Source organism: Salinivirga sp. (assembly GCF_035268865.1).
Taxonomy (GTDB): Bacteria; Bacteroidota; Bacteroidia; order Bacteroidales; family Salinivirgaceae; genus Salinivirga.
In genome coordinates, this window is sequence record NZ_DATFKB010000256.1 from 1 (window position 1) to 11,168 (window position 11,168).

Annotated in this window: 12 protein-coding genes; 10 read left to right on the forward strand and 2 right to left on the reverse strand. The window is 38.8% G+C overall.

From position 1 onward, the window contains the following. The 3 genes from VJ937_RS15610 to VJ937_RS15620 form a co-directional block, all read left to right on the forward strand. Window positions 1-1,619, forward strand: a 1,619-nt coding sequence (locus tag VJ937_RS15610; protein WP_324068618.1) for an AsmA-like C-terminal region-containing protein, incomplete at its 5' end; no start/stop codon positions are given. A gap of 7 nt (window positions 1,620-1,626) precedes the next feature. Further along, window positions 1,627-2,271 (forward strand): thioredoxin domain-containing protein, encoded by a 645-nt coding sequence (locus VJ937_RS15615; protein WP_324068620.1) that lies wholly within the window; start codon window positions 1,627-1,629, stop codon window positions 2,269-2,271. Window positions 2,272-2,293: 22 nt separating this feature from the next. Beyond that, entirely contained in the window at window positions 2,294-2,689 is a 396-nt protein-coding gene (locus VJ937_RS15620; protein ID WP_324068622.1) for a hypothetical protein, read from the forward strand. A 69-nt stretch (window positions 2,690-2,758) separates the two neighbouring features. Here the strand turns inward: VJ937_RS15620 and VJ937_RS15625 are convergent, their stop codons facing one another. Next, on the reverse strand, window positions 2,759-3,283 hold the full coding sequence (locus VJ937_RS15625) for a peptide deformylase (RefSeq protein WP_324068624.1): 525 nt from the start codon (window positions 3,281-3,283) through the stop codon (window positions 2,759-2,761). Between the two features lie 211 nt (window positions 3,284-3,494). On the opposite strand from VJ937_RS15625, the gene VJ937_RS15630 reads away from it, so the two are divergent. From VJ937_RS15630 to VJ937_RS15650, 5 genes are all read left to right on the forward strand, one after another. After that, window positions 3,495-4,262 (forward strand): hypothetical protein, encoded by a 768-nt coding sequence (locus tag VJ937_RS15630; protein ID WP_324068626.1) that lies wholly within the window; start codon window positions 3,495-3,497, stop codon window positions 4,260-4,262. Between the two features lie 147 nt (window positions 4,263-4,409). Then, window positions 4,410-5,036, forward strand: a complete 627-nt coding sequence (locus VJ937_RS15635) for an NAD(P)H-dependent oxidoreductase (protein ID WP_324068628.1) — start codon at window positions 4,410-4,412, stop codon at window positions 5,034-5,036. Between the two features lie 152 nt (window positions 5,037-5,188). Then, window positions 5,189-7,258 carry a copper-translocating P-type ATPase gene (locus VJ937_RS15640; RefSeq protein WP_324068630.1) on the forward strand — a complete coding sequence of 690 codons (2,070 nt, stop codon included), beginning with the start codon at window positions 5,189-5,191 and terminating at the stop codon, window positions 7,256-7,258. Between the two features lie 3 nt (window positions 7,259-7,261). After that, window positions 7,262-7,648 (forward strand): DUF302 domain-containing protein, encoded by a 387-nt coding sequence (locus VJ937_RS15645; RefSeq protein WP_324068632.1) that lies wholly within the window; start codon window positions 7,262-7,264, stop codon window positions 7,646-7,648. Between the two features lie 122 nt (window positions 7,649-7,770). Further along, complete coding sequence (locus VJ937_RS15650) at window positions 7,771-8,502, forward strand: DUF169 domain-containing protein (RefSeq protein ID WP_324068634.1); 732 nt, start codon at window positions 7,771-7,773, stop codon at window positions 8,500-8,502. A gap of 11 nt (window positions 8,503-8,513) precedes the next feature. On the opposite strand, the gene VJ937_RS15655 is transcribed toward VJ937_RS15650, so the two are convergent. Continuing rightward, entirely contained in the window at window positions 8,514-9,665 is a 1,152-nt protein-coding gene (locus VJ937_RS15655; RefSeq protein ID WP_324068636.1) for an autotransporter outer membrane beta-barrel domain-containing protein, read from the reverse strand. Between the two features lie 232 nt (window positions 9,666-9,897). On the opposite strand from VJ937_RS15655, the gene VJ937_RS15660 reads away from it, so the two are divergent. Then, window positions 9,898-10,833, forward strand: coding sequence for a DUF3179 domain-containing (seleno)protein (locus tag VJ937_RS15660; RefSeq protein WP_324068638.1), 936 nt, complete (start codon window positions 9,898-9,900; stop codon window positions 10,831-10,833). Between the two features lie 89 nt (window positions 10,834-10,922). Continuing rightward, window positions 10,923-11,168 (forward strand): DUF302 domain-containing protein (locus VJ937_RS15665; protein WP_324068640.1); only part of this gene is annotated, 246 nt, incomplete at its 3' end.

Genomic DNA, 11,168 nt, shown 5'->3' on the forward strand with positions numbered 1-11,168 from the left:
ATAACATGGGCGCCAATGTGGATTCACTTTACTTTAAAATGGGCAACACCACACTCAATGCAAAAGCCAGATTTAAAGGATTATCCAAACCAACTTTCAATTTAACTTCTGAATTAAACTTAGATATGGATGAGTTAAAGCAATTGTTACCAGATACTTTGATAGAGAAAATGTCGGGTAAAATTGCATTTAACCTGAAATCATACGGAAGTGTCGATCTCGACTCCGTAGAAACTCAAATAATGCCTGTTGCATTTGAGCAAAGTGAAGTGAGGCTAAATATAGAAAACTTCAAGTTTGCCTTGCCCGATGACACGCTAACAAGCATCGACAACCTGAATCTTGAATTTGCCATGGCTGACGATACCATGAAAATTGACAACTTACATGCCCAATTGCACGGTCTTGATTTTTGGATGGACTCTACAGAAATATGGAATGTGTATAAAGCTTTTCTCTTAGAACAAAAAGACAAAAAAATCATTGTCAACACCCACGCCAAACTCAGCAAGTTCGATTATGCTATGGTATTGCCCTACATGGAAGAAGATACAACTGCAGCAGACACAAGTATCAATGCAGAAATTGCTGAAAACAAGTCACAACCCGAAGCACAACCTAACACTGAATCAAACAAGGAAGTAACCCGGGAAACTGCTGGAAATGCCGATACGGCAACTACAGAAGAAACTTATATTCCACCGTACATTGTGCGTGGAACATTTGCTCTTAACAGTGTAAAATACGAAAACATTTACATGGAAAACCTGTCTACAAAATTCCGTGTTGATGACAGTTTATATGTCGCAGACAAACTTACTTTTGATGCATTTGGTGGTAAAATCATTACATCGGCCGTATACGACACCCGCAAAGGTTCTCCTGATGATACACTGATAACTGTCTACTTTAAAAATGAAATGGAAAACGTAGACATACATCAAATGCTGAAAGATGCTGACAATTTTGATCAGGAAGATTTCACTTATGATAACATCAGAGGATCACTTACAAGCTCATTAGACGGCCGCGTAATACTTACAGACAGTTTCGACGTTATTTACGATAAAATCAATGTACTTGGAGATTTCACACTTGAGAACGGTGCTATTTACAATTACGAGCCGCTAATGGAAGTTTCGGAGTACCCGGTACCAGCATTAAGCGACCTCGATACGCTTATTTTCAGAACTTTAAACACAAATGTATTCATTTATAAAAACGACATTTTCTTCCCTAAAACTGACATTATAAGTAATAAACTCGATATTTCGGCCTACGGAATGCAAAGTTTCAATGAAGATTATGAATACCACTTCCTGATGTTTTTCAGTGATGTAATTTTTGGAAAAAACAAAAAGACACTTGAAGACCAGGGGTTCGAAAGCACAGTGTTTGAAGGCAATGATGAAGCTAAGAGAAGAGGAACTCCAATTATTGCAAAAGATTTAGATGGAGAAACCAAATACGGACCCGACAGCAAAGCTGCACGCCGTATGATGCAGACTAGAATAAGACTTAAAGAAAGAGGACTAAACCTGATTTTCCACCCACGACTGGTGAACTTCAGTACCGACCTCGACCGAAAAGAAGGCAGAGCACAAAAAGAAGAAAACTAAGCAACCAATGCGACTGAGTAAAAGTCATATCATAGCCTATACAATTTCATTGGTAATAATAGTTTTATTGGCAATAAAACTATGGCAACACTACAGCCCAAAACATTTAGAAAAGGTCAGGGCAAAAATCAGTGTAGCTAAACAGCAACCTTTGGATATAGTTTTTGGTAACGAGAGTGCAGGTTTATCCGTATACATGTATGCAAGCTATAATTGTAGTTATTGCAGAAAATTTTTCACAGAAGTATTGCCAGAACTGGAATCTTTTATAGAACAAAATCAAATTAAAATAATCATGCGTCTCACCTCAAAGTCGAGAGACGACAGATTAAAAAGGGCACTTAAAGCAGCTGTTTGCGTAAACCACTATGGAAATTTTGAGCATTTGCACAAACTGCTTTTACATGACCCTAAAGTGGTATATACCTTAGACTTTCAAAATATGATTGATGAGTTTAGCACAAAAGACCCGTTTGTTGGCGAATGTATAGATGGTGAAATTGCAGCTCAACATCTTGAGAAAAATCTGAAAGAGTTCAACCAACTGGAATTAAAAGGAACACCCAGTTTTGTAATAAACGACATAGTTTACCAGGGGTATCGTGAACCCGAATTATTTAAAAAAATAATTAAAAGACATCTATCAAAATAAAGTATAATTTAAAATCAAGACTATGAAGAAAAAGATTTATTTACTTCCATTATCGCTACTTGCAATTTTCCTGGCTTTTAACTGGAGCTGCGAAACAGAAGATGAAAATGATGAACTTTGCGAGGCATTTGACGGACTTCCGGAATACTGTGAAATTCCAACCATTTGCTGCCCGACTGATGGTGGAGACTGTTATTACGTAAATCCAGACGGCGAAAACTATTATTGTGATTCTGACCTGGCAACTGATACCGACCCTGACGGATGTGCACAAGCAGAAAATGCATACATCGATGACCACTGCGACACAACAGCTGTTACAAAATCAATCAGAGCTGAAATGCACAAAGACCTGAGTCAGTTTACACGTAAATTGATGCAAAAAGCCAGAGAACAATCGGTTTGCTATACCAATTAGAATAGTTAAGCAAAAAAATTACCGTTTTTTATAAAGGGTCTGCTGTAGTGTGAGACCCTTTATTTATGTTTACAAAGCATCCTTCTCAGTTGACTGCTCCTCCTCCAGATGATCTGTGTATAAAATACCATTCAAATGATCGATCTCATGCTGAAAGATCACAGCAGTAAAATCTTCCACCATCTCAACGTGTTTTTGACCGTCCATAGATTGATATTCCAATAAAATTGCATAAGATCTTGAATTTAATGTATCCATACGGTCAGGTATGGATAGGCAACCCTCACGGCACTCCTGGGTAAGTTTTGAATATTGTTTAATCTGAGGATTCAGGTAAAACTCAAACGGGAAGCCATCTTTATCGAACCGCTGCACCCATATCACCTGTTTTAAAATGCCCACTTGCGGTGCAGAAATTCCTACACCCAGCGACATACTGTCGGTTACCGTTTTGTATAAGCGGTGCACAAGAGTTTGTAAAACCTCATCGGTAGAATCAGGTATTACGGGCCCACTTTTTTGCCGCAAAAGCACAGAATCTTTCTTATCCGCAATAGTCCAAACGCGCATGGCCTGTGAACTGTCCTTGCTCATTATCAGCTTGTGCTGTTTGGTAGTAAACTGACTTTGTCTTTCACACGCTGTGAAATTAAAAAACCAAAACAATAACAGAAGAGCCAAAAAATATTTATACATCTTAACAAGTTTAAAAAATCTTGTTAAAGATAATGAGTATTCAAACAAAAAAATAATCTTTCACAACCCGCAACAAAGCAAAATAAATTAACTTTGAAAAAAACACATCATGAAGAACGTCCTATACATAATTGCTGCAATACTTTTATTTACAAGCTGTAAAAAAGACGAAACCGAGGTAAATCCAGTTGTAAACGACTATCCGCTTGCTATTGGTGATACCTGGGAATATGATGTAATTGTAGATGGCTTAATCTATGATGACCACTCATCGCAAGTCCCAACAGATACCATGTACATCACCAGAAATTATACGGAAACCATTCTGGCTGATACCATTTTACACGACACCCTAAACGTAAAAATACGTCAGGAAATGATAGATACAGTCGGGGCATACACTTACCTGAATACTGACAACCAGGGGCTAAAAGCATATGCACATAGGTTTGTATCAGGTAAAAAGAGCCTTCCTATTGCATATTTTAGAGGACTCAATGCTGCAAAAATTCAACCCGGCAACCTCTTTTATTATGAACCTCCCTTGTTAATCTATCAGACACCAATGCAAGAGGGTGACCACTGGGTTTATGTTGATAACGATTTTAACCGCATAGAAAAAACAGTTGTCGGCAAAGAACAGGTGATAGCAGCCGGAAGAACATTCGATTGCTTTAAAATATCATTAAAATATTATATGAACGATACAATTGAAAACACCCTCACAAAGACGCAGTGGGTAGCCTCAGCCGGATTAATCAAGGAAACAACCACATACAACCGCATAGCTTTAAGCTATGCTTCAGGTGAAGAAGCTTACATGGATGGAATGGAAGTGAAATTATTAACAAACTTCGACCTCAACCAGAGACCCTGAATTCTTTTATTCCCCTTTATTGAAGTTTGCTATTTAACTAAACCAGCCAAACATTTTGCATATAGGTTTGTCTATCTTATATATTAATATTTAGAAAGATTCACACCATTTTTCTTAAATACAAAACACAGATTGAAAAAGAATAATATGCAAATTACAGAAAACCTTAAGTGGCGCTACGCCATCAAAAAATACGATAAGAGCAGAAAAATTGCACCCACCGACCTGGAAAAAATAAAAGAGGCAGTACGCTATTCGGCTTCCTCCTATGGGTTACAGCTCTACAAGATCCTTATCATTGAAGATGAAGAGGTGCGAGAAAAGTTGAGAGCGGCCTCTTTCGACCAGGAAAAAGTTACCGACGCATCACACCTGGTGGTTTTGTGCAATTACACAAACCCCACACCCGATGACGTGGATAAATACGTAAAACTCACAGCCGAAACAAGGAATCAGGATATTGAAGCACTGGAAGGTTTCAGTAAAACTATGAAAAAGAGCATAGAGGCTAAAGGAGAGGAGGTTGACCACTGGACAGAGAATCAAGTTTACATCGCACTTGGCACCCTATTAGCAGCTGCCTCGGAACTTAAAATAGACTCCTCTCCGATGGAAGGCTTTAAACCATCAGAATACAATAAAATCCTCGGGTTGGAGGAAAGAGGGTTAAATGCAGCAGTGATTGCTGCCATTGGTTACAGATCAGAGGAAGACACATACCATCATCAAGCCAAAGTTCGTAAACCCAGCGATGAGCTTTTTGAAACCATATAAACAATAAACTCACAAAGAAAGCCCGATTAGGCAATGCCTGACCGGGCTTTTTTGTACTACCATATTTTTAAACAATTGGCCGTTCCATCTTGTCATACTGAAGCAAACATAAAACACTAAATTTAAGCAAATTAAAGACACAGTGAAATACTATGCAAATACAGGATAAACACCATCATCACAAACACAAAAAAGAAACAAAACATGGTAATCATGAACACGAGTCACATAACCACCATCATGAACACCATGACCACACCGAACACCATAAGATGATGATTAAAGATTTCCAGAAACGTTTCTGGATTTCGCTCTTACTCACGCTACCAATCCTTGTATTGTCACCGCTTGTTCAAAGCATCCTTAACTATACACTGGAAGTACCCGGTCATAAATGGATTTTGTTTGCTTTATCTACTGTGGTTTTCTTCTATGGTGGATGGCCATTCCTTAAAGGGCTTTTTGATGAATTAAAAAAACAAAGCCCGGGCATGATGACCCTGATAGCCGTTGCCATAACTGTTGCATTTGGCTACAGTACAGCTACAACCTTCGGCTTAGAAGGGAAAACATTCTTCTGGGAATTGGCCACACTAATTGACATTATGCTGCTCGGCCACTGGATTGAAATGAAATCGGTTGTAGGGGCATCGCAATCGCTCCAAAAATTGGCGGCATTGATGCCTTCAGGGGCACATAAAATAACAGGCGACACCACAGAAGATGTAAGTATAGAATCATTAGCAAAAGGCGATCAAGTACTGGTAAAACCGGGAGAAAAGATACCGGTTGACGGAATCATAACAGATGGTAACAGCCAGGTAAACGAAGCAATGGTTACTGGTGAATCGCGCCCACAAAAAAAGCAGGAAAACGATAAAGTCATAGGAGGAACAATTAATGGCAACGGATCACTTACCATTGAAGTGCAACAGGTGGGCAAAGATGCTTATTTAAACAAAGTTATTGAGATGGTTCGCTCTGCCCAGGCCAAAAAATCAAAAACTCAAAACCTCGCCGACCGCATTGCCTTCTGGTTAACCATAATAGCGCTAACTATAGGTGCAGGAACGCTAACAGCCTGGCTCATAATCGGTAAACCTTTTGTTTTTGCACTGGAAAGAATGGCAAGTGTAATGGTTATCACATGTCCGCACGCATTAGGACTTGCTGTACCGCTGGTCGCTGCCATTTCAACTTCCATTTCCGCACAAAACGGATTATTGATAAGAAACCGCACAGCTTTCGAAAAATCACGAAAAATTACGCTGTTAGCTTTTGATAAAACAGGTACCCTTACAGAGGGTGTTTTTGGCGTAAACCTGGTTAAAGCAATAGATACAAATTACGATAATAAAAAAATATTACAGCTGGGAGCTGCACTCGAAAACCACTCGAATCATCCATTGGCACAAGGAATTACAAATAAAGCCAAAGAAGAAAACATCCAAATACCAGAAGCTGAAGAATTTGAAAACATGACGGGAAAGGGTGTGCGCGCTACCGTAAACAATATTAAAGTAGCCGCAGTCGGGCCGGCATATTTAGAAGAAAACGACATTGAAATTCCAAAAACAGATGAAATAAAAAATTATGAAACGGTTGTTTACATACTGGCTGACAACAAAATAGCCGGACTCATAACCCTTGCAGACAAAATTCGGGATGCATCACAATCAGCAATTAAATCGCTTCAGGCTAACGGCATAAAAACATACATAATTACGGGTGACAATGAAAATGTGGCCAAAAATGTGAGCGAAGAATTGAAAATGGATGGTTACTTCGCTGGTATCTTACCCGACGAAAAGCAGAAAAAAGTTAAAGAGTTGCAAGACAAGGGCGAAGTGGTAGCAATGACTGGCGATGGCATAAACGATGCTCCAGCACTTGCAACAGCTGACGTGGGCATAGCTGTTGGTTCAGGAACCGATATTGCTGCCGAAACAGCTGATATTATTCTTGTAAACAGCAACCCACAAGATATTGCCTCACTCATAAAATTTGGCAAAGCAACCTTCACTAAAATGATTCAAAACTTTGTATGGGCAACAGCCTACAATGTTGTAGCAATACCCCTGGCCGCAGGAATACTCATTGGTTATGGCATACTCATTAATCCGGCACTTGGGGCATTATTAATGAGCCTCAGTACTGTGATAGTGGCCATAAATGCACAGTTACTAAAAAGAAAATTAAATCTAAAACCTTTAAACAAATAAATTATGAAGTACTACACAGAAAAAACAATAAAAAGTGATTTTAATTCAGCAATTACAAAGACACAAGAAGCCTTAAAAAACGAAGGCTTCGGTGTATTGTCTGAAATTAAAATCAATGAAAAACTAAAAGAAAAACTGGGTGTTGAATTCAGAAAATATACAATCCTGGGAGCATGCAACCCACCACTTGCTCATGAAGCGCTGCAAACTGAAAATAAAATTGGGACCATGCTTCCCTGTAATGTAATTGTGCAGGAAATTGGTGACAATGAAGTAGAGGTAGCAGCAATAGACCCATTTGCCTCAATGCAGGTTGTAGACAATGAGGAATTGTCAAAGATCGCCAAAGAGGTAAAAGAAAAACTCGACACAGTGATTGAAAATTTATAGTGCAACAACAAATTCCTCCGTCACATTTATTTGGGCGGAGGAATTATAAAGCTCCGGTCTTGATTCCTATTCCTCAATTATATTCATTAAATTGTTTGCTTTAACACATAAACCATTCAAAAATGCAACCTGACCCTTCATACCTTTTGGAAAAAACCGAAATAGACCAGCCATTAATTGCATTTTATGATGCCCCGGAAACTGAGCTTTTCAACCCGGTGATAGCGCCCAATAAAAAGGGGCACGCCTGCATGTATTCGTTTTATAAAAAGTGGCTCGATGGCAAAACAGTAGTACTTACCAAAGACAATTTTGGCTGTGGTGGAGCATCTCATCACCTTTTTAATCAGCCGCTGCAATCGCATGAAGATTTCATTAAGTTTTTGGCCGACGACGAAGGGCTGAAAGCAAATCATGCTTTAATGGATGAATGGATTCTTGAATCAAATGAGTATACACCTGATCATGAATTTGTGCTTTATGGACCATTAAAAGAAGAGGCGTACAAATATGTAAAAACCATTACTTTTTTGGTAAATCCGGACCAGCTAAGTATGCTTATGATTGGAGCACAATATTATGCCACCAAAAATGATCCTGAACCTGTTTTGGCACCTTTTGGCTCAGGATGCATGCAATCTGTATCGCTTTTCGAAGACTTAAATAAGCCACAAGCCGTTATAGGGGCCACCGATATGGCCATGCGACAGTACCTGCCACCAAACCTGCTTGCTTTTACAGTAACCAAACCGATGTATGAAAATCTCTGCCGGCTCGATAAAGACAGCTTTTTGGAGAAAGGATTCATTAAACAATTGAAAAAAGTCCGGGCAAAGCAAAAGGGTGATGAATAAAGGTCGTAATACTAATAATTCACACCAAAAACAATCCCAACACTAAAATAAGCCATGTCACCGGAGAATAATTCGTCATCAACACCTGACAAAAAGCGATAACCACCCTTTGCGAATAAATCAAGCTGCGCAGGCAATGCGTGGCCGTAGAAAGTACGGTAGTTGAACTCTGCCAGTGTCCAACTAAACCTTAACCCCGGGCCATAAGACCTTGAACTGAATACATCTATAAAGGTATCATCGCCCTCGTAATTAAAATCAGGACTGTCTAATTCAGCATCGCCAAAAGAAAAATAAGGTGTAATGCGCATTGATTTTTTCTCATAAACAGTATATCCCGCTTCAATGCTATAGTCATAGAAATAGAAGTCTTCATTTTCTTCAAAAGTTACCTGATTGGCATCAAGTTGTGCATCAACCGGGTAATTCAGTCCCAGATTACCAAACCCCACAGAAAAATTCAAATAGACTTTTTCAATTTGAAAGGTTCCGCCAAAATAAAAACCCACATTCCAATCGAAGGTATTGCTGAGCTCACCAATTGGCATTAATGCCTGTGGGCCAAACTCACTGGCAATCATAAAATCAATATTTACAACCGGCAAATATCTGCCAATAAAATCATCATATTTCGTGCGCGGATAGTATCTTTTAAATTTTTTCAGTGCTGATTCGTATTCCTTATTAACCCCTCCGGCTTCAATTAATTCGAGAAAAACATTAAGCATAGCTTTGTCAACTTCCGGCAATGCTGAGGCTTTCAGGTCTTGTCTTATTTGCGGCACCTGATTTTGCAATTCATAGAAATACTGATCAGTAAAATCTTTGACCCCGGGATAAAGATCATTTCCAAACTTTTGCCTGCATTTTCTTGCATGCGCTATCCACAACTCCCATTGCCTTGAGAGCAGTAGCACATACAGCTCAGAAGAATAGGTATATAGATTAGTCTTACGGTCGGTAACACGCTCATTAATGTAGCCATAAATTTCGGCAACTTTTTCCGGCCTTTCTTCTCCGGCATACTTCAGCATTAATGACTTTGCCTTATTGGCAAGCACGACCGTACTATCTTTGTAATTTTTTATTTCTCTTTCAATTTGTGCCAGTCCTATTGAGGAGTAAAAGCTCAAAACCAAAACTAAAGCAACGATTTTTCTCATAGCCTCATCTTAAGATTAAATTAACCATTGACAAATCTAACAATAAAAGTCATTTTATTGTATTACCTATAATCCTGATTTCTAAAAAATAAACTATATTAATAAACCGAAACCACATTTCATTTGTAAGGTTTTACATAAATAGCCGACTAATATTAAAAAATAAATGAAAATCTTCCTTCTAATATCCACAGCACTGATGCTTTTATCTTGCGAGCAAGATAACGCAAACATGTCAACGAATAACAAGCACGGTTTCTATTGGCGTGTAGATACAACTGAAATGTCGGGCACGAGTATCAGAGAAACCTTCCCTGTAGTTACAATGGTTAACTACACCACTGCATCAGCCATTGATTTGCCCGAATCGTCACGGGTATTAGTCACCAGGCAGGGTGGACAGGTATTTGCCTACCCCCTAAATTACATGGGCATTGAAGTACTTAATGAGGAATCGGGAGACAAATTTTTTGTACCGAATTATTGTCCACTTACACGCACCTCGATGGTTTGGGACCGAAAAACAGGCGATACAGTTTTCACATTTGCCGCCTCAGGATTATTGTATCGTGAGAACCTGGTACTCTACGATATTGAACGCCGCCGGTTATGGTCTCAAATGTTAATTGAAAAAATTTATGGCGGACAGGATCTCACGCAGCCCCAAACACTCCATTCTTTTGAAAGCACATTGGATATGATTAAAACCTATTACCCGAATGCAAAGGTTTATAATGGAGTATTCGAATCATCTGCAAAAAAAACCGAACAAAGCGGCTATAAAGATGCAGACCCCGGAGATGATGACATATCTACCCCCCTTTATTCACCAGGTGAAAATGTTTACGGAGTAATACAGGATGATTATGTTATCACAATCAGTCACAACGATTTACCAAATGGACTTTCCATAATCACAAAAGACAATATTGTAATAGTTAGTTATGGTGAGATGGGAGTTATAGTCAGCTTCATTAATAATTCCGGACTCAGCCTGGTTGAAAATGAATTCCCAACCATTTTAAGAGATGCCCAGGGCATAAAATATGATATTTTTGGTAAGCCCGTAAACCTTACTGGTACCGCAAACCTTGAATCACCAAATGCTTATAATGCGTTATGGTGGGCATGGGATAGTTTTTATGATGATTTTGATCCGGTTGAATAATTTATACTTTTTGAGATAAAATTCCCATACACATTGGTTTATAGCAAACAAAAGCGAAATAAAATCGTAGAAAACTATAAACCACAGCCATGAACTACTACATTACAACAACACTAAAAACCGATTTTCAAACAGCTTTGACGCTCACAAAAGAAGCATTGAAGGATGAGGGCTTTGGCGTACTTTCAGAAATCAACATTCAGGAAAAATTTAAAGAAAAACTGAATGTCGACTTTCAAAAATACACCATTCTTGGTGCATGTAATCCTCCCCTGGGACATGAAGCTTTAACAGCCGAAAACAAGGCAGGTGTGATGTTGCCATGTAATGTAATA

Bases quoted from the DNA above. Each gene is read 5' to 3' on its own strand.
- VJ937_RS15615 (WP_324068620.1), top strand. From the start codon at position 1,627: ATGCGACTGAGTAAAAGTCATATCATAGCCTATACAATTTCATTGGTA.
- VJ937_RS15620 (WP_324068622.1), top strand. From the start codon at position 2,294: ATGAAGAAAAAGATTTATTTACTTCCATTATCGCTACTTGCAATTTTC.
- VJ937_RS15625 (WP_324068624.1), bottom strand. From the start codon at position 3,283: ATGAGCAAGGACAGTTCACAGGCCATGCGCGTTTGGACTATTGCGGAT.
- VJ937_RS15630 (WP_324068626.1), top strand. From the start codon at position 3,495: ATGAAGAACGTCCTATACATAATTGCTGCAATACTTTTATTTACAAGC.
- VJ937_RS15635 (WP_324068628.1), top strand. From the start codon at position 4,410: ATGCAAATTACAGAAAACCTTAAGTGGCGCTACGCCATCAAAAAATAC.
- VJ937_RS15640 (WP_324068630.1), top strand. From the start codon at position 5,189: ATGCAAATACAGGATAAACACCATCATCACAAACACAAAAAAGAAACA.
- VJ937_RS15645 (WP_324068632.1), top strand. From the start codon at position 7,262: ATGAAGTACTACACAGAAAAAACAATAAAAAGTGATTTTAATTCAGCA.
- VJ937_RS15650 (WP_324068634.1), top strand. From the start codon at position 7,771: ATGCAACCTGACCCTTCATACCTTTTGGAAAAAACCGAAATAGACCAG.
- VJ937_RS15655 (WP_324068636.1), bottom strand. From the start codon at position 9,665: ATGAGAAAAATCGTTGCTTTAGTTTTGGTTTTGAGCTTTTACTCCTCA.
- VJ937_RS15660 (WP_324068638.1), top strand. From the start codon at position 9,898: ATGTCAACGAATAACAAGCACGGTTTCTATTGGCGTGTAGATACAACT.